We start from the raw sequence: 19,144 nt of genomic DNA, 5'->3' as shown, positions 1-19,144 counted from the left end.
AGGAGTATCCTGTCTTGGATATATATTTAACTTTTATGAATTCTTCTGTGATTGTTTGATCATTTAGGCGAATCAGTATATAAATGCATGTATATACATTCGATGTGCTTTAGATGTGCGTTGGGTATGCGTTGTATTTGCTGTATTCTTGCTGTCAGAAGTTATTTGAGGTCGCAGGGCATGACTGAAAAAAAGAAGACGAAAGCGAAGAAAAAAAACAGCCAACTGGTCATTCGCATTAATGATGAACAGCGGGATGAATTTGTTTCGCTTTGTGAAGAACTAGATACCAGCGCCGCACGAGAGATACGTCGTTTTATACGTGGTTTTCTAGAAGAGCATGAACAAAGTGAAGGTTGAGTCCAACCATTACTGAGTGCTCGATTCACATTACATTATTTAGACAGAGGATTGATCAAATGGCTAAAACTAAAGTAAAAGCAAAATCCGTTAAAAAAGAGATCAAAGCACGTAAAGCTAAAATTGCTAAGCACGAAGGTAAGCTTAAAGGCCTTAAAAAACTGCTTAAAAAAGCAAAATAATTAGTCATTAACTAATTATTTTTAGAAAGGGAGTAGGTTACCCCTGCTTCCTTCCTCTTCCCTCTATCCCCACTCTTCAATCGTTTTTACTCTCCTCCTGCTTATTTAGGTTTTTTTATAGGCTCTCTATCAGTTATTCTTGATCAGTATTACCATGGACGGCTGTAGTACTTTATTCACTTACTAATGAGAAAATAAGGGAATTGACGCTGTACATGTAATGGCCGCCAATGACTCTAAAGCATAGAGAAATAGGGCCGGCGTACAGAATTTTAGTGTTTCACAATGGAGATTGTAATGTTTGGATTTGAAATGACAGCAGGCGTCGTTGTTGTATTGGCGCTGATCGTGATTTTTTCGGGGGTCAAAATGGTCCCGCAAGGCTACAACTGGACGATAGAGCGGTTTGGTCGTTTTACCAAAACGTTAACGCCTGGACTGAATTTAATTATCCCTTTTGTGGATCGTATCGGCACTAAGCAAAACATGATGGAGCAGGTGCTCGATGTTCCGCCGCAAGAAGTTATCAGTGCTGATAATGCTCAGATTACAACCGATGCTATCTGTTTTTATCAGGTACACGATGCATCTAAAGCCAGTTACGAAGTGAATGACTTATACCGCGCTATGCAGAATCTGGTTATGACAAACATTCGTGCGGTGCTAGGCTCAATGGAGTTGGATGAGATGTTATCCAACCGAGACAGTATTAATAGCCACCTGTTAAATAAAGTTGATGAAGTCACTGATCCTTGGGGCGTAAAAGTTACCCGTGTAGAGATCCGTGATATTTCCCCTCCAAGTGATCTGGTTGATGCGATGGCAAACCAGATGAAAGCAGAGCGTGAAAAACGTGCCGCAATTTTAACGGCAGAAGGTGAGCGCGAAGCAGCGATTCAAGTGGCCGAAGGTGAAAAACGTGCAGCTGTTTTAAGAGCGGAGGGTGAGAAAGAAGCGGCATTCCGTGAAGCAGAGTCACGTGAACGTTTAGCGATGGCGGAAGCGCGCGCGACTAAAGTGGTTTCAGAAGCGATTTCTCAAGGTAACCCACAAGCATTAAATTACTTTATTGCACAAAAATATACCGAGGCCTTACAAGGTATAGGTGCAAGCGATAACTCTAAAGTGGTTATGATGCCGCTGGAGGCCAGCAGTATGATTGGTTCTATTGCGGGTATCGGTGAACTCCTTAAAAATACTAAAGCGGGATCCTAAATGATTGAGCAGTTAGAAGCTTTGTCATATTGGCATTGGGTTATTTTTGGCTTGTTGTTACTCGCCGGAGAAGCCTTAGGCGCCGCTGGGTTTTTGATCGGCCTAGCTGTTGCCGCATTTGGCATAGGAGCGCTGTTAGCTACAGGTCTAGTGCATGACTGGCAGATCCAATTTCTGTTATTTGCACTGTTATCGGTGGTCGCGTCGGTTGTTTTCTGGAAATTTTTCCGGGGCCAAAATACGAAAGATGACGCGGTTAATATTAATAACCGCGCCGCTCAGTTGATTGGTAGAAAACTTACCCTGCAGGCGGATGTTGATAATGGCCAAGGTAAAATTCAAATTGGTGATACGCTGTGGAAAGTGGAAGCGGAAAACGATTTGAAAGCCGGCATGTTGATAGAAGTTTATGCATCAGAGGGTATGGTGCTTCATATTCGCGAAGTTTAACGACCCAACCAAGCGTAGTGGGTCTTCTATTACGCTTGGCTGATTGAAGATAAAATGAATCGGTTAAAATATATAAGCCATTACCCAGAGCATATTCAGCAGCAGGCACAGAGCTTGTTGGATCAGAATAAACTGGGAGCGTTGTTGCAAGCGAAATACCCAAAAGTTCACACATTCCAAAGTAACAAAGCCCTTTATGAGTACGCCATTGCTATTAAAAATAGTTATATGCGTAAATCATCCCCCCTCAGTAAAGTTGAGTACAGTGATAAAATATCGGCGCTGAATGCGTTAGGCTTGCATAGCCGTATATCCCGTGTGCATGGTGGAAAACTTAAAGCCAAAAAAGAGATAAGAATTGATACGCGCTTTAAACAGATGCCGTTAGAATTTTTACGTATGATCGTGGTACATGAGTTAGCGCACTTAAAGGAGATGGACCATAACAAAGCGTTTTATCAGCTGTGCGAATATATGGAGCCTAATTACCATCGCTACGAGTTGGATCTTCGTCTTTACCTTACCTGTCTTGATTATGCCGACTAAAATAGGCGTTTAGCCGATCCGCTTGAGTCCGGCGCTGGGTGCGAATGGTAGATGACGTTCAGCTATGAGTAATTTCACAGGGGGTAAACTCAGCCTTCACTATTCAGCGATGGCTATTCCCGCGGTTATAGGTGCATTTTTTAATTGAAACGCGCTGTTCATTTAAATTTGGGATGCTTTCTGAATGTACACTGGGTAATATTGCCGCCTTATTTTTTGCAAGGTTAAAAATGTGATTGAACAATCGTGGCCCTACCTTCTTGCTGTGTCCTGTTTGAGTGCGTTTGTTTTTATCGTATTCAAAAAGAGGTCAGGTAAGCAACAACTTGATCCGCGCTTGTCACAGAAAGAGCGTATGTTCACTTCCATACTGGAAAAAGCGGTTGGTGAAGGGTTCCGCGTTGTCTGTAAAGTACCTATGGACGCGGTGTTTGACGCAGAAACAACCTTGTCGGAGAGAGCGCAACGTAAAGCAGTCAAGCCGCTACTTGGCCTTCAGTTCGATTATATCGTGTGTGCCCAGTCAAATGACGCCATTATCTGTGCGGTTGAGTTAGATGATCACATCTACCATAAAGCGCGCGATAAGCAGCAGGATCTATTTATAGAAGAGCTGTGTTATGAAACAGGGTTACCGTTGCTGAGAGTCGCCCCGCAAAATGGCTATAATCTAGTCGAGATTATTGAGCGGTTTGAACATACCATCTCTGCGTTCGGCTTAGAGAAGCCTAATGTGGAACATACCAAATTCAATTTAAAAGTGATTGAAGCATACCGACCTCAACATAGGTTTACTGATCCCCTTGCTAAGGGATAATTTATAGTTCTTTCATCTTCGTTTAACGTCCCTCTTCTAGACTCAATTTCACGCTGCGCTGTTTTTGATTGAAAACTGCTATGAGCAATTATTGAACAAAAACGTTAGAATGTAGCTACAAAATCTTTGAGCTTATAAGATATTAAGGGTTATCAGCTAATTAAGCGTCCTACTTTGCTGTCTTTTAAGATTCGAATTAGTTTATCCATTGTGATAAGGGATTATAGGAATTTAAAATGAAAATCAGGAACTTTCGGTTTTTACCACTGCTTGGTTTAGCTTCTTTGATATCGTTAAATGCAGCGGCTACTACCGTTGAACATAAGCCCACCGACCAAATCATTATTCAGTTTGATAGCGCAAATGTTGAAGGTAACTCAAAAGCGAGAACGCTATCAACGCGCATTAATAGAAAGCTTGTCTTTGTACGTAAGACATCTCAGGGGGCGTATGTTTTTAAACTGCCCGCAAGAGAAAACTTCGCCAGCCTTAAAAACTACCTTAAAGTATTAAAAGCCGTCTCTGGTATTAAACATGCGGAAGCTGACCAGATGATGTTTGCAATTGATGATCTGGCGATCCCTCCTGTTGAAGGCATTGTTGGCGCGCAAAAACCTATTTATGATCTACAGTGGCATTACTTTGAGCCTGCTGGTGGTATGAATGCTGATGGTGCGTGGAGTCAATTAGACAGCAGCGATTCCGTTGTAAATGTTGCTGTGTTAGATACAGGTATTACCGCCCACCCTGACCTTGATGGAAATATCATCAGTGGCACAGATATGATCACTGCCAAATCTATTTCAAATGATGGTGATGGCCGTGATGCCGATCCAAGTGATCCGGGTGATTGGGTAAGTCGAGGTGAATGTTACTTAGGCTCTCCTGCATCTAATAGTAGCTGGCATGGGACTCACGTCAGTGGGACGATCAGTGCTTTTACTAACAATAGCACCGGTGTTGCGGGTGTTGGTTATAACAAAATTAATATTGTTCCTGTCCGAATTTTAGGTAAATGTGGTGGTTACACCTCCGATATTGCCGATGCGATTGTGTGGGCGGCAACGGGCGCAGATAACCCAAATAAAGCGCAAGTTATCAATATGAGTATTGGTGGCGCAGGTAGTTGTAACGCGATCTATCAACAAGCGATAGATACCGCTGTTGCGGCGGGTACGACGATTGTTGTTGCGGCAGGTAACTCAGATGATGACGCTGCAAACTATACCCCTGCGAGCTGTGATAATGTGATTAGCGTAGCTGCGACTAACCGAGCAGGTGGTCGATCTTATTACTCGAACTATGGTGATGTGGTTGATATAGCGGCGCCTGGAGGCGAAACAAATAGCGGCGCTCGTAATGGCATTCTTTCTACGCTTAATGAAGGTACAACGGCTCCTGAAGCGCCAACATACGCTTATTATCAAGGTACCAGTATGGCAACGCCTCACGTGGCAGCGGTGGCTGGTTTACTTTATGTGAAGAAACCGAGCATCACACCGGCAGAAGTCAAAGCGGTATTAACCTCTTCCGCCCGTGAGTTTCCTGCACAATGTGTACAGTGTGGTTCTGGTATTCTAGATGCAGGCGCAGCGATCGCGGCATTAGAGGGTAGTACAACACCAACGGCTCCGGATGCACCGAGTAACTTTAACGCGTCGTCAGGTGCGGGTACGGTGAGTTTAAGCTGGACAGATCAAAGCAGTAATGAAACCGGTTTTTATCTAGAAAAACGCCGTAAGTTTGCCGGTCAATGGGGTGCTTATCGTTCAGTTGTAACGGCGGCTGCGGACTCAACGACTTATCAAGATTCAGTTTTTGGTGGTAGTTACCAGTACCGTATCCGTTCCCAGAATAGCGCGGGTGTTTCTGCTTGGGTTATGAGCGCTGAAGTGACTGTTTTAAGAAATTAATCTTCGCTTGTTAGGTTGAGGATTTATGCGCCTTTCCCCCGATTGCTGAATGCTTTATAGCTGGCAATAGGGGGAAAGTCTCTCTAGTGTTTTACGCTTGTCCCTTTCCTCTGTATATCATTTATCCGTTCAGTACAGACTTACTTCCCAAAAGCTAACCACACCCCCACGGCAATCATCAGTGAACCGGCGATACGATTCATTAAGCGTACATTGTCACGCTTCATCAGTAATTGACGCAGTAGCTTTCCGCCATTGGCGTAAATCAGCAAACAGATAAACTCAAGTAAAAGAATAATCGCTATTAGCATACTGAGCTGGGGTGCCATCGGGAGCTCCGAATCGATAAAGGGAGGGAGTAGTGTGACAAAGAACGCCCATCCTTTAGGGTTTGCCACCGCGGTTAAAAAGCCGTTTAAAGCTAATTGAGAGCGTGAATGCTCGGTTTGTTCCTGTTCTGATTCGGTTAATACTAACTTGCCCCGCGAACAAAACATCTGATAGCCAATCCACCACAGATACGCACCGCCGCCTAATTTGAGCAGAGCGAAAACATCGGGATAGGTTAGCATTAGGGTTGCGACGCCTAAGGCGGCAGCCGTGGCGACGAGGCTAACTCCAATCAATTCGCCCCACATCATATAGAGACTGCGTCTCACCCCAATCGAGATGCCTAAGCTAAGTGCAAGCGTCATACACATACCCGGTGTAATGGACACTAAGAAGAATGTGGGGACAAAAAGGGAGAGTAGGGTGAATGACATCTCAGTGACTTCGATAAGTTAAAAAAGGATATAGACAGAATTACTACAAGGCTGGGGTATAAGGCAATTAAAAGCCTAATTAATTTGAAATTTTTCATAAAGATATCCCTTGGCGTAAAAAGTAACCAGTTTCTTTAAGCCCTTTCATTACGGGGCTTTGCGAGGATACCCATAATTAGTCTACATACTTATCCACAGAATATGGGGGTAAAAATAGAGGGTATTTTAACCTTCATCTGACTGCTTTTTATACAGAGGTTAAGGCGAAAGCATCCGGTCATATATTTTTTTAAAAAAGTATTGCTATTGCGCGTAAAAGAGGGGTTTGGTGGATAGGGTTAATAAACGAACAATTCTCCGTAGGCCTTATATTATAAGGCTTACAGAGGATACCCATAATTAATCTACAAACTTATCCACAGTTTTTGGGGAAAGGTGTGCATGGTTTACTTATCGATCTCGGAGGACGCTATTTCGTTCGTTAACCGGGCATTCAATTGCTCTACACAGGTTATAAAGTGATGTGCGGGAACCGGCGGACTAAAATAGTAGCCTTGCGCATAATCACAAAGCGTCTCCCTCAGGAAGTTAAACTGCTCCACGATTTCGACACCTTCAGCCGTCGCTTTGTAGCCCAAGTTATGGGAGAGGGAGATGATTGCTTGAGAGATCTGTATATCATTTCTATCTTCCGGTATATCGCTGATAAAGGATCGGTCGATTTTAATGATATCGAGAGGAAGGCGTTTCATATAACTCATGGAGGAGTAACCCACCCCAAAATCATCGACCGTAATCGTATGGCCTGCTTTTTTGAGGGTGTTTAAATAGTGGATATTACGCGCCGTCTGATCCATGAGGTAACGTTCGGTTATCTCAATATCAATACGGTGTGCCTCCATGGCTTCCTCTTCTAATATAGTTTTAAAGGCGTCGGCCAGGTTCGCTTTTTGGAACTGAATGCTTGAGACGTTAATGGAGATCTTTTGTAAATCGAGCCCTTGGCTTTTCCACTCTTTATGGCAGCGACAGGCTTCCCGTAAAACCCATAAGCCTATTTCATGGATTAACCCATTTTCTTCAGCGAGCGGGATGAAATACTCGGGGGAGACCATGCCCATCTCTGGGTGGTGCCAGCGTATTAATGCTTCTGCGTGGCTCACGGTGCATGAGGTTAAATCTATAATCGGCTGGAAGTGCAACGAGAATTGGTTGAGGGATAGGGCCTCACGTAACGCCGCATCTGTTTTGAGGCGTTTATCGGTGCGTTCAGAGAGTGATTGTGTGTAATAACGGAAGTGGTTGCGCCCCAGCTCTTTGGCACGATACATAGCAATATCGGCATGTTTAATTAAGGTGTGTATATCTTGACTGTCGTTGGGGTAGATGGCGATACCAAGGCTTGCACTAATATTCACCGCATGGCCCATGACAGAATAGGGCTGCTGCATAATGTCGATAAGATCCTGTGCCGTACGAGCGGGGGATGCTTCATCTTCAACGGATTCTAAAATAACGACAAATTCGTCCCCGCCGATCCGCGCTAAGGTGTCAGAATTGCGTAACCTTGTCCGCATTCTGTCACCAACTTGGCGCAGGAGTGCATCGCCCACATGGTGACCTAGCGAATCGTTAATGTATTTAAATCTATCTAAATCAATAAAGAAAACCGCGATTTGGTTGCCTTGGCGCGAGGCTAACTCTATCGCATGCTCGAGACGTAGCAACAGTTGTGAGCGATTGGGTAAGCCTGTGAGTAGATCATGGTTGGCGACATGTTGTGCCGCCTCTTTTTGTGTTTCGAGTTGCTCATTGATGCGCGCGAGCTCAGTGTTTTTGTCGGTAATTTCGTTTCTGTGCTTGCTCAAGCGGCGGTAGCGTAAAATGACTAAGGCTAAGATGATGCTGAAGACCAACACTAGTTGCCAAAGTGAACGATAATCAACCGTTTCTTCGTAGCGTACACCGAGCCAATTACTTCTGATACGGTTATGAACACTCTCTGGCGTGGCGCGAATCACTTTATTTAATATCGCCACGAGGTGAGGTTCATCATTTCGAGCCGCAATCCCAGTGCTCCAATCGTAATCAAACTTGCCGCTGATCTTTAGCTCCCCAATAAAATCCGTTTGAATGTGATAACTCAAGGTTGGCACTGAGTCGAGAAAGCCTAGGATCTCCCCTTGCGTCACGCTTTGTAAGCCTTCATTAATGGTACTAAATTCGACAAGCTGTATTTGTGGGAAGCGCTTTTTTATCACTTTGCTAGGGGAGTAGCCTTTGATAATACCTATACGCTTTCCTGCAAGCTCACTAAAGTTAGAGTAGAACCACTCATTTTGTTGGGTCGCTAAGGCGAGGGATGTCTTTACGTAGGGGATCGTGAACGCGAGATATTTGCGTCGATCCGGTCGGTTACTGGCAAGGGCAAGCATATCGCATTGACGGAGCCGAGCTGCCTTAAGTGATTGCTCCCATGTGTCTGTTTTTACCACCTCAATCGGAATACCGATCTGCTCCGAAAAGTAAGCAATATACTCGGCTGAAATGCCGCTATATTTCCCGTTAATAAAACCCTCATAGGGTAACCAGTTGGGGTCAATACAGGTTTTAATAACGTGCTTTCGTTGCAGGTAGCGAAGCTCTTCGATGGTGAGGAGTTGTGTGTTTTGGGGAGCGGGGTCGGTGGTTACTATGTTGACCCAACGGTCAGTGATTTTGTTGGCTTCTGTTTGCGTGATGTCTTTAAGGGCTTTATCAATAATAGAGGCGAGCAGGGGTAAGCCCGCGCGTGCCGCCATATATACCTGATTGACATTAAATTCGGCGGCAAACGCTGGTTTTAAGCCGTAGATATTATTCTCGTTAAGGTAGTGATTAATAATTGCAGTGCTCTCAATCAGCGTATCCGCCTGCCCTGTAATAACGGCATCAATGGCCTCTAGCGTCGAATTGACTAAGAGTATATTGATATTTGGATACTCACGTTCGAGCGTTTCTAAGTATGAGTAGCCTTTAGGGATCGCGATCACTTTGTCCTGTAGATCCGCCATGTTTTTGATGTCGTCACGGGATGACTTGGTAAAAGCATAATGACGTAACTTGATATAGGGCGAGGTAAAGTGCATCAAGTGATCACGCTTAGGCGACCAGTAAATAGCGGGTAACAGATCCAGTCGCTGGTTGAGCTGCATCGTGAGCAGTTCATCCCAAGTGAATCCTGTCACTATATCAAATTGAAGCCCTGTACGTTCAGCGATGAGTTTTAGGTAATCGCTAGTCAGCCCAGTATGTTGGCCGTTATGGACATAATCGATCGGGGCCCAATCGGTCTCTGCGCCCACCCGTATAACGGGATGGTTGTTGATAAAATCTTGTTCTTCCGGTGTAAACTCAATGTGGTTATTACTAAACGCCGACGTACTCATCATAAGCAGAACAAAGAGCGCAGCTATATAAAGCGAGTAGGTGAGTCGTTCTTTAACTGTGCAGTTAAGGTTCATGGTCAATGCTGGCCAGTGCTCATATGAGTAATGTTGGTATGTGTATATAGTGCTATTAATAGTTAATAAAAACAAATAGTTATATATTAATAATAATCAGTTCAAAACAATGTTACTTAACTATAGCATACAGATGCTGACGCCCTGTGACATGGCCCCAGTGCTAGCAAGCGCGCTGTGTTTTATGATTTGCCCTGTTACAGGTAATGTTGATTGGCATGTCATTGCTTTATTTGAAACTTATTCTCATTTTTCTTGTCACATATTCAATCCAAACGGCTGTTTGATTAAATTTAGGGAGCTTTACATATGAAACAAGCATTAATCTTAGTTGCGCTTACGTTAGGTATTAGTAATTTCTCGTTTGCTGCGGATGGTTCCTCAGCGGATAATGGACTCGTGAGTGTACCCAGTACACGTAGCGTTAAGGACACAGCAGACAAATTAGAATCGGTACTCACCAGTAAAGGGATGACCGTTTTTACCCGTATCAATCATGCCGACGGTGCTAAAAAAGTAAATAAAGAACTGCGTGAAACCGAAGTTGTTTTGTTTGGTAACCCAAAGGCGGGTACCCCGTTAATGCAATGCGCGCAAACCATGGGCATCGACCTACCGCAAAAAGCGTTAATCTGGAAGGATGAAAATGGCGCGGTATGGCTAAGCTACAATGATCCTCGTTACTTAGCGGCACGCCATAACATGGAAGGCTGTGAGGGTGCCTTGGATAAAGTGTCGGGTGCATTAGCAAAATTTGCGAAGGCCGCCACCGAGTAGCGGGCTATAGGGCCGCTACAAACGGCCCCGTATGGGCTTGATTAATCGGCTAGACGGACGTGCTAGCCGGTTTTAGTACCGTCGCGGCAACGAGAGACGTTTTCATCTATTTTTAATAAAGTATAGGCTACACTAACCGTGTTTTTCCGGTTATCACCACACAATCCTATGCTTAAGGTAGACCATGTCAGGCTCTCAGAATTTACCGTCCATGACAGCGACCTTAGCGTCAAAGATAGAACCCGCCATTGAGCGGGGCATTCAACGCTACTTTGACGCATGTCGAGCACGTATACCTCACTTCGTCAGCACCCATTTTGATTACCCCGGAGCCAAAAAAACTAACCGTGTCGCCTTTGGGTTAGATATCTTACGTGCGCCGGTGAACCTGTTTTGGGCCCCTTGTTATACGCTAATCTGCTTGATCCGATTTATTCTGGGTTACATTGCACCTAAAGGACGGCTTAGCACGCTGTTAGCCGCGGTGCCTGCGGGTTTTACTACTCAGGTGCAACAGCATATTTCTGACCTTGTTATAGCGGAACTGCTCAGCCGGCCATCCACCGAGCTGGATCATGCGCACTCCCTTAATGGCTATATCACCGAAGAGTTGCGCCAGCTGTATCAGCAAACCGAGCAGGTCGAGGTGGATATGGCGCATTTTCATGGCTGCTTTGAACCTGTGATGGCTGAGTCATTGTCGCAATACCAAGTGACGCGAACCGCCTCGGCGGATATTGCTAACACACTCTCCTGTACCATCTTGGGCGCATTCACCTTTCAGAAATTTACGCCGGGTGGGATCGGCATTGCACTGATGTTGGCCTATTCATTAAGCGCTCAGTTAGCCGCCTCGGACTTTATCTTGGGGCCTAGTGTGGGCGAACTCTATTACGGCATCTTCCCACCGGATCCCTCGTTAGGCTTAACTGCCGCGACTATCGCCTTTGTCCTGACCATACTGGCCTCCTGTGCCGCTTTATCCGGTGTGATCACCGACCCGATTCAAGCTCGGACAGGCTTACACCGTTTTCGTTTAGGTAAAATGCTTAACCATATGGAAAGCGATTTACGCCAAAAGACCCAAGGTAGTTTTCGCCCTAAAGACCAGTATGTGGCCCGCATATTAGAAAGTTTTGACTTGATTAAGTCGGGATTGCTGTAGGTCACTGTATCTTGTGCCGTTGATGTTGCAAAAAGTAATGCTTGGCCTCTCGAACGCAATTGTCCTTTTGGGCAATGATTCTGAATTAACTTTCTTCTCTTTATAAGTGAGCGCCTTAAAAGGAAATAGGGCACAAAACCATCGCACACGGGGTGGCTTCCTACAGGCGTGGATCGGTTAAGTTAATGGGCTCATATAGCTGGCGGCTCTGGATCGGGCGGCAATCGATTGCCGCTTGCGAGGAGTATCTCATTTGGCTTGAGTCTAAGTAATGATGATCTGGGTGTTAAGTACTTAAATTTCATCCATTTTTTGTAAAGTTAGGTAAAGCTACGTTAAGCAGTCAAAAGAATTGTATTAACGGGTGAAGCGGTACAGGCTTTGCACTTATCCTGACGTTTTTAAACATCGATATTTAAGGGGAATGTTATGAACGTTACGGGTACACAACCCATGGGACCTCCTCCTATGATGGGTAAGCCGCCATCGGCTGAAGAACTGACAAACAGCATGCTTTCCGCTATTGAAGAGGGGAGTTTGTCTGCTGAGGAGCTGGTGGAAAATCTAGAGAGTCGTTTTGGTGTTGATGCGAGCAGCATATTAGCTGACGATGGCACGGTTGATGAAACGGCGTTAACTGACTTGTTGAGCAATGTAGGTCCGGCTAATCAATCCGCTGGAGCTATGCCGCCGCCTCCGCCGCCACAGGGTGGAACGGTATCCAGTGAAGAGCTTCAGGCGAAGCTAACGGAAGACTTTGGCGAAGACGCGGTGTCTGCTGTGTTCAATGATGATGGCACCGTTAACTTTGATGAGCTGATGACGTTGCTATCTAGCCAAGATAGAACTGAAACGGGTTTGGTGATTAATGCCAGTGCTTAGTTAGGTGGTGTGATAAACCCCGCTCTTATAAAAAGCCTAAGTGAATGCTTAGGCTTTTTTATGCCTTAACGGGCGGCTCGATTAAAAAGATAACCCCTGTTAAAGAGAGAGTACGTTGAGGTATGTTTGCTGTCGGCTAATAGCTGTTTTTTCTGTATTCATCGGGTGTGGTACCTAGTAAGCGTTTGAACATCGCGATAAACGCAGAGGCGGTGCTATAGCCTAAATCAAGCGCGACGTTTTCAACGGTAGCGCCTTCTTGCAGCATTGGAACCGCGCGTACTATTTTTAGGCGCTGTCGCCATTCACTCAATGGCATCTTGAAACAAGAGTTTCTAATCCATCGCTATAAAACAATAGAAGACTTAAGGCAGGTACTTAATGAAAGTATTTATGCATATAATTATTTAAGACCGCACAGCAGCTTAGGTATGAAAACACCTGCTGAAGTGCATAAAAAAGCCAGTTGAATGCTCAACTGGCTTTAATAAAAAACCGTCAACGTATTTTAGGACGGGTCAAGGGTAAGCGATGATCGTCGGCTTAGAGCGCTTCGATCTTAGCGTACTGATCTTGCAGTTTATCAAACGCAGATTGAGCGGTTTCCATCTTCTCACGCTCTTTGGCGATAACCGCTTCAGGGGCGTTGGATACAAACTTCTCGTTGCCGAGCTTACCTTTTACACGGCCGATATCTTTTTGCAGCTTATCGAGCTCTTTTTGTAAGCGAGCCAGTTCAGCGTCTTTGTTGATAAGGCCAGCCATAGGGACGAGCACTTCCATATCACCGACGAGCTGTGTTGCTGACATGGGCGCGTCGTCACCGGCGTTAAGCCATGTGATGCTTTCCAATGCTGCTAATTTGCAGAGGAAGGTACGGTTAGCGTCTAGGCGTGTTAGGTCTTCAGCGCTGCCGTTTTGTAATAAAACGGTAAGCTCTTTCGCTGGCGAGATACCCATCTCCCCCCGAATGTTACGGACACCGGTAATAACACCTTTAAGCCATTCGATCTCTGTTTCAGCGCTGGCATCAAACTTGTCGTTGTTTGCCGTAGGGTAAGGTTGGTTCATGATGGTGTCGCCATCTTTACCTGCCAAGCCTTTCACTTGCTGCCAGATCTCCTCTGTAATGTACGGCATGATTGGGTGTGCCAATCGAAGCAATGCTTCAAGTACGCGTACTAAGGTGCGGCGAGTGCCTCGTTTTGCTTCTGCAGAGGCATCTTCATCCCATAATACCGGTTTAGATAGCTCTAAATACCAACCGCAGTACTCATTCCAGATGAAGTCATACAGGGTTTTAGAGGCAATATCGAAACGGTATTCGTCGAAATGTTTGATCACGTCGGTTTCGACTTGTTGTAGGCGGCTGCTGATCCAGCGATCCGCGAGGGATAGCTCGATACCACTGTCGTCCGTTGCGTTCTGGCCACAATCTTCGCCTTCTGTGTTCATTAACACGTAGCGGGCTGCGTTCCAGATTTTGTTACAGAAATTACGGTAACCTTCTAGACGTTTCATATCCCAGTTGATGTCACGGCCCGTAGAGGCCAGTGCCGCAAGGGTGAAACGTAGTGCATCAGTACCGTGGGCTGAGATCCCTTCTGGGAACTCTTTTTCGGTACGTTTGCCGATTTTTTCAGCCAATTGAGGCTGCATCATGTTACCGGTGCGTTTCTCAAGTAGCGTTTGTAGCTCAATACCGTCGATCATGTCCAACGGATCTAGCACGTTGCCTTTAGATTTGGACATTTTGTCGCCGTTCTCATCGCGGATGAGGCCAGTGACGTAAACTGTTTTAAAGGGAACTTGGGGTTTGCCGTCTTCATCTTTCATAAAGTGCATGGTCATCATGATCATGCGGGCAACCCAGAAGAAGATAATATCGAAGCCTGTCACCAGTACATCGGTCGGGTGGAACGTCTGTAAGCGCTGGGTGTTTTCAGGCCAGCCTAAGGTACCGAATGTCCATAGTGCGGAGCTGAACCACGTATCCAGTACATCATCGTCTTGGCGTAGTTCAGTGTCTGGCGCTAGGTTGTATTTTTGCCGTGCGGCTTCTTTGTCGTTGGCGACGTAGACATTGCCTTCGTTATCGTAGAAGGCTGGAATGCGGTGACCCCACCAGAGCTGACGGGAGATACACCAATCTTGAATGTCGCGCATCCACGCGTTGTACATGTTCTCGTACTGCTGAGGGACAAATTTAATGTCGCCTTTTTCTACGGCTTCTACTGCAGGTTTAGCCAGTGTTTTGGCATCGGCAAACCATTGGTCCGTGAGCATAGGCTCAATGACAACACCCCCACGGTCTCCGTAAGGTACGGTCATATCGTTTTCTTCGATCTTAACCAGTAAGCCCGCTTCTTCAAAATCCGCTACGATCTGGCGGCGTGCCGCAAAACGTTCCATACCGCGGTATTTTTCAGGGATGGCGGTATTAAGGTCGTTGTTTGGTGTACCGTCAGTATTAAAGCCTTCCCCTTCAGCGCGAATATCTGCGTTGTAGGTCAGGATGTTGATCATAGGTAGTTTGCAGCGTTTGCCGACTTCGTTATCGTTGAAGTCATGTGCGGGCGTAATTTTTACGCACCCTGTACCTTTTTCAATATCGGCATGTTCATCACCGACAATAGGAATGCGGCGACCGACAAGCGGTAGGATAATCTCTTTGCCGATAAGGTCTTTATAGCGGTCATCGTCGGGGTTAACCGCGACACCGGTATCACCGAGCATCGTTTCTGGACGTGTGGTGCCGACCACAAGGAAATCTTCACCGGCGGCTGTTTTAGCGCCATCCGCAAGCGGATAGCGTAGGTACCACATTTTACCTTTGGTCTCTTTGTTTTCTACTTCGAGATCAGAGATAGCGGTGTGTAGTTTTGGGTCCCAGTTTACGAGGCGTTTGCCACGGTAAACAAGGCCTTCATCATAGAGGCGGATAAAGACTTCTTGTACGGCTTTGTAAAAGCCAGAGTCCATGGTGAAACGTTCGGTATTCCAGTCAACGGAGTTACCAAGGCGGCGCATCTGGTTGGTAATGGTACCGCCAGATTCTTCTTTCCATTCCCAGATCTTTTCGATAAACGCATCGCGGCCAAGGTCATGGCGTGTCTGCTGGCTTTCTGCTGCCAGTTTACGCTCAACAACCATTTGGGTTGCAATGCCCGCGTGGTCTGTACCTACCTGCCATAAGGTGTTTTTACCCTGCATGCGCTTATAGCGTGTTAGGGCATCCATGATCGTATGCTGGAAAGCGTGACCCATATGAAGGCTGCCAGTGACGTTTGGCGGCGGAATCATGATGCAGTAAGAGTCACCTTCGCCTGATGGGGCGAAGTAGTTGTTGTCTTCCCAGGTTTTGTACCAGGATTTCTCAATTTCGTGCGGCTGGTAAGTCGTTTCCATGGCGCTCTAGTTCTTCCGAAAATCAGTCAATGACGGGCTTCCCTGAGTTTTTGGGAGGCTCAAATAAACCCGGCATTATACAGGTTAATGCTAATCAGTGGCGAGGGTTTGGGCGGGATGTTTTGATCTATTTTTGCTGATGCTTGATTGCGTGTGTTGTTATTGGCGTTTTGATAGAAGGTAATGGAATGTAACGGTGCGTGGGAACGGGAACACTTGTATTAATTAAAGCCCTGCTTATCACAGGGCTTCAATCATTACTTATTCATATTTTCTACAAGCATGAGCGTTTTCTGCTCTATATCCTGCAGAATTAATTTTCTAAGATTCAGTAATTCTTCTGCTGAAAGTTCAGTGATTTCTTTGGGCTCTTCAAATCCTGGGTTACGCGATAACGGTGTTGAGGTTTGTGTAAAGTGAAAATCATAGGGGGCGGTTTTGGTTAAGTCTGCTGGAGGATTTAGGCTGTATGTGTACCAATCGAATCCCCATGATCCTAGATAATACGCTAAACCGAACATAGAGCGGCTATATAGACCCGGCGCATCCATGTAGTGAGGTGAACAGCCTCCAGAGCCACACTCTAGGTTCACTAGGGTATTTCCTTTCTGGAAAATAAACACGGCATCGAGCTTCATGTCATTTCTTAACGTCTCAAATAGCTTTTTTCCTGAAGGGGGTACGATCCAAGATTCCTTTTGGTATTCGATCATTCGACTTTCGCTGTTAACTGCAATGCTCCCTTTAGGAATGATCACTACCTCATACCCATTTTTCTGGAGAGAGGAGGAAACAATGTGTTGAATACTATTCGCAAAATCCCATTGAACTGGATAAATCTTCTCATTGTTATTGAAAATTGTGGTGCCTACGTGTTTGTGTTTTATCGTTTCAGATACATCGATATATAAACCAATTCTACCTCCCTCATGAAAATTCATGGCTGGAGGCGTAGGTGCGCTAGCACAGCCTGTTAGTAGGGTTATGCAGAATGAAACGAGTATTGCTCGAAGCATAATTAACTCCTTTTAATTTTTTGTAATGCTTTTCGAATAATATGCCCGGCTATAGCGGGAATGGAGGTATTTAATGTTAGATCTTCTTACGCATATCGTGCATATCGATCTGTACGTCATTGGCTTGATATTGCTTGTAGTTAGCACGTGTTGCTAAAAGTATATCGTCACTTTGCACGACAATTTCTAGAATACGGTCAAACTTAAGCGCGTCGTCTGGAATCTCTAAATCTAGGTTTACGTACACATCTTGATGGGCTGGGCGCTGTGCGTCCCAGCCTATCTTTACGCCTGCGTTATCCGATTCACTCAATAAACTGTGGGGGATAAAGGATTCAGGACGATACTCCCAGAGTAGCTGATCGATACGTTGTGCTTCGCTTTCGTCGCGGGTTTGGATAAAGATCTCATGCCCAAGGGCACGGATCTTTTCAACCAAACGACACAGAAAACGACCCCGTGCATCGGGATCGGTTGAAGGCAATACGTAAAAATCAGCTTTACTGGTCATCTATGTTAACCCTTGGCTTTATTCTTCTTCAGCCGCTTGGTTAAGTAGGTACTGGGTCAATAACGGAACGCAGCGGCCTGTTGAGCCTTTTGCTTTTCCGCCACTGTGCCATGCAACACCCGCGATATCTAAATGCGCCCAACGGTACTCTTCTGTAAAGCGAGATAGGAAACACGCGGCGGTGATGGTTCCACCTGGGCGGCCACCGATGTTCGCAATATCAGCAAAGTTAGAATCAAGCTGCTCTTGGAACTCGTCCCATAAAGGTAACTGCCACGCTTTATCCGCCGCTTGATTACCCGCTTCAATAAGCTCTTGGGCTAAGTCGTCCGTATTGGTGAGTACGCCTGTTGCGTGGTGACCTAATGCGACGATACATGCACCGGTTAAGGTGGCAATATCAACCACAGACGCGGGATCAAAGCGACCGGCATAAGTGAGGGCATCACATAGCACTAATCGACCTTCCGCGTCGGTATTTAGGATCTCGACTGTTTGACCAGACATGGTTGTTACAATGTCGCCCGGTTTAGTTGCGTTACCGCTCGGCATGTTTTCTGCTGCTGCAACAATACCAACCACGTTGATCGGTAGCGCCATTTCACATACGGCTGTCATGGCACCAAATACGCTGGCTGCACCACACATGTCATATTTCATCTCGTCCATGCCGCCGCCGGGCTTGAGGGAGATACCGCCTGTATCAAAGGTAACGCCTTTGCCGACTAATACATGTGGCTTTTCACCTTCAGGGCCACCTTTGTATTCCATAACCACTAATTTTGAAGGCTGTGCGCTACCCGTACCTACGGATAGAAGGCAGTGCATACCTAACTCAGCCATTTCGTCTTCATCAACGATGGTCGCTGTGAGGTCTTCAAATTCATCATCGAGTTCAAGCGCTTGTTCGGCAAGGTAGGTCGGTGTACAGATGTTACCGGGTAGGTTGCCGAGGTCACGCGCGATGCTCATGCCGTTAACAATGGCAGTACCATCAAGCAGTGCTGTTTCGGCCAGATCTGAGTTTTCTTCGCTAACCAGAATGCCGATCTGCTCAAGCTTGGATGGATCCGCTTTTTTGCTTTTTGTTTCGTCGTAGTTGTAAAGCTCGGCACCGCTCCACTCAACTAAATGGCGAAGTTGACGGTATTGGTCTGCATCGTCAGTCAGTGTGCAATCTAGTGCAAAGGTAACACTGCTCACGCCGGTGCTTTTCACAATGCCCATAGCGGCCGTAACGATTTTACGGAAGTTACGGTTGTTGCGTTCATCTTCTTTGCCGAAACCCAGAAGAAGGACACGTTTGGCACTTAGGCCTGGGACTTTGTGTAGTAGTAGGCTTTCTGCGTTTTTGCCGCTGATGTCACCACCGTTTAAAATCTCGCTAATATAACCCGCGCTTGCTTCATCGGCGGCTTTGGCTGCGGGTGATAAGGTGGAATCTGCTTCTACAGCGATGATTAGACATTCGGTTTCAAGTGATTCGATATCACCGTTTACAATTTCAAAATCCATATTGGCTCCAACTTGAGGCGTGTATGCGTCTGCACAAGACATTGTCCGCAGATTAAAGGATAATGCTGGCTACTATATAGGTGTGTGACCTGATACTAAATAGATTTTCCATATCGGTTT

The 19,144-nt window shown here is 45.8% G+C and carries 17 protein-coding genes and 1 pseudogene; 11 read left to right on the top strand and 7 right to left on the bottom strand.

Features of this window, described 5'->3' with window-relative positions; all coding sequences use genetic code 11:
* Window positions 1-180: 180 nt before the first annotated feature.
* The 7 genes from A3773_RS13350 to A3773_RS13325 all read left to right on the top strand — a co-directional run bounded on the left by A3773_RS13350 (window position 181) and on the right by A3773_RS13325 (window position 5,483).
* Window positions 181-360: a hypothetical protein gene (locus A3773_RS13350; protein WP_067986858.1), complete on the top strand. Its 180-nt coding sequence runs from the start codon at window positions 181-183 to the stop codon at window positions 358-360.
* Between the two features lie 59 nt (window positions 361-419).
* Window positions 420-542, top strand: coding sequence for a hypothetical protein (locus A3773_RS18580; RefSeq protein WP_269454503.1), 123 nt, complete (start codon window positions 420-422; stop codon window positions 540-542).
* Between the two features lie 297 nt (window positions 543-839).
* A complete protein-coding gene (locus A3773_RS13345; RefSeq protein ID WP_067986949.1) occupies window positions 840-1,757 on the top strand; it encodes an SPFH domain-containing protein in 918 nt (305 codons plus the stop codon).
* Window positions 1,758-2,207 (top strand): NfeD family protein, encoded by a 450-nt coding sequence (locus A3773_RS13340; protein WP_067986855.1) that lies wholly within the window; start codon window positions 1,758-1,760, stop codon window positions 2,205-2,207.
* Window positions 2,208-2,261: 54 nt separating this feature from the next.
* Window positions 2,262-2,753 carry a M48 metallopeptidase family protein gene (locus A3773_RS13335; protein ID WP_067986853.1) on the top strand — a complete coding sequence of 164 codons (492 nt, stop codon included), beginning with the start codon at window positions 2,262-2,264 and terminating at the stop codon, window positions 2,751-2,753.
* A gap of 232 nt (window positions 2,754-2,985) precedes the next feature.
* Entirely contained in the window at window positions 2,986-3,570 is a 585-nt protein-coding gene (locus A3773_RS13330) for a DUF2726 domain-containing protein (RefSeq protein ID WP_067986850.1), read from the top strand.
* Between the two features lie 236 nt (window positions 3,571-3,806).
* Window positions 3,807-5,483, top strand: coding sequence for a S8 family serine peptidase (locus A3773_RS13325; protein WP_067986848.1), 1,677 nt, complete (start codon window positions 3,807-3,809; stop codon window positions 5,481-5,483).
* 140 nt (window positions 5,484-5,623) lie between these two features.
* Here the strand turns inward: A3773_RS13325 and A3773_RS13320 are convergent, their stop codons facing one another.
* Window positions 5,624-6,247, bottom strand: a complete 624-nt coding sequence (locus A3773_RS13320; RefSeq protein WP_067986846.1) for a LysE family translocator — start codon at window positions 6,245-6,247, stop codon at window positions 5,624-5,626.
* A gap of 446 nt (window positions 6,248-6,693) precedes the next feature.
* Window positions 6,694-9,750 carry an EAL domain-containing protein gene (locus A3773_RS13315; protein WP_067986844.1) on the bottom strand — a complete coding sequence of 1,019 codons (3,057 nt, stop codon included), beginning with the start codon at window positions 9,748-9,750 and terminating at the stop codon, window positions 6,694-6,696.
* Between the two features lie 309 nt (window positions 9,751-10,059).
* Between A3773_RS13315 and A3773_RS13310 the strand changes: the two genes are divergently transcribed.
* The 3 genes from A3773_RS13310 to A3773_RS13300 all read left to right on the top strand — a co-directional run bounded on the left by A3773_RS13310 (window position 10,060) and on the right by A3773_RS13300 (window position 12,574).
* Complete coding sequence (locus A3773_RS13310) at window positions 10,060-10,527, top strand: DUF302 domain-containing protein (RefSeq protein WP_067986841.1); 468 nt, start codon at window positions 10,060-10,062, stop codon at window positions 10,525-10,527.
* A 184-nt stretch (window positions 10,528-10,711) separates the two neighbouring features.
* Window positions 10,712-11,692, top strand: a complete 981-nt coding sequence (locus A3773_RS13305) for a DUF6635 family protein (protein WP_082800628.1) — start codon at window positions 10,712-10,714, stop codon at window positions 11,690-11,692.
* A 429-nt stretch (window positions 11,693-12,121) separates the two neighbouring features.
* Complete coding sequence (locus A3773_RS13300) at window positions 12,122-12,574, top strand: hypothetical protein (protein ID WP_067986840.1); 453 nt, start codon at window positions 12,122-12,124, stop codon at window positions 12,572-12,574.
* 136 nt (window positions 12,575-12,710) lie between these two features.
* Here the strand turns inward: A3773_RS13300 and A3773_RS13295 are convergent, their stop codons facing one another.
* On the bottom strand, window positions 12,711-12,842 hold the full coding sequence (locus A3773_RS13295) for a helix-turn-helix domain-containing protein (protein ID WP_231902214.1): 132 nt from the start codon (window positions 12,840-12,842) through the stop codon (window positions 12,711-12,713).
* A 40-nt stretch (window positions 12,843-12,882) separates the two neighbouring features.
* Here A3773_RS13295 and A3773_RS17710 point away from each other — a divergent pair.
* Window positions 12,883-13,044 (top strand): annotated as a pseudogene (locus A3773_RS17710) (integrase core domain-containing protein); the annotation flags it as partial.
* 73 nt (window positions 13,045-13,117) lie between these two features.
* On the opposite strand, the gene A3773_RS13290 reads toward A3773_RS17710, so the two are convergent.
* The 4 genes from A3773_RS13290 to A3773_RS13275 form a co-directional block, all read right to left on the bottom strand.
* Window positions 13,118-15,982, bottom strand: coding sequence for a valine--tRNA ligase (locus tag A3773_RS13290; protein ID WP_067986834.1), 2,865 nt, complete (start codon window positions 15,980-15,982; stop codon window positions 13,118-13,120).
* A gap of 257 nt (window positions 15,983-16,239) precedes the next feature.
* Complete coding sequence (locus A3773_RS13285; protein ID WP_067986832.1) at window positions 16,240-16,998, bottom strand: hypothetical protein; 759 nt, start codon at window positions 16,996-16,998, stop codon at window positions 16,240-16,242.
* A gap of 76 nt (window positions 16,999-17,074) precedes the next feature.
* Window positions 17,075-17,509 (bottom strand): DNA polymerase III subunit chi, encoded by a 435-nt coding sequence (locus A3773_RS13280; protein ID WP_067986830.1) that lies wholly within the window; start codon window positions 17,507-17,509, stop codon window positions 17,075-17,077.
* 18 nt (window positions 17,510-17,527) lie between these two features.
* On the bottom strand, window positions 17,528-19,024 hold the full coding sequence (locus A3773_RS13275) for a leucyl aminopeptidase (RefSeq protein WP_067986828.1): 1,497 nt from the start codon (window positions 19,022-19,024) through the stop codon (window positions 17,528-17,530).
* Window positions 19,025-19,144 lie beyond the last annotated feature (120 nt).

The organism is Neptuniibacter pectenicola (assembly GCF_001597735.1).
GTDB classification, from domain to species: domain Bacteria; phylum Pseudomonadota; class Gammaproteobacteria; order Pseudomonadales; family Balneatricaceae; genus Neptuniibacter; species Neptuniibacter pectenicola.
This window is presented reverse-complemented; position numbering and strand designations above follow the sequence as displayed.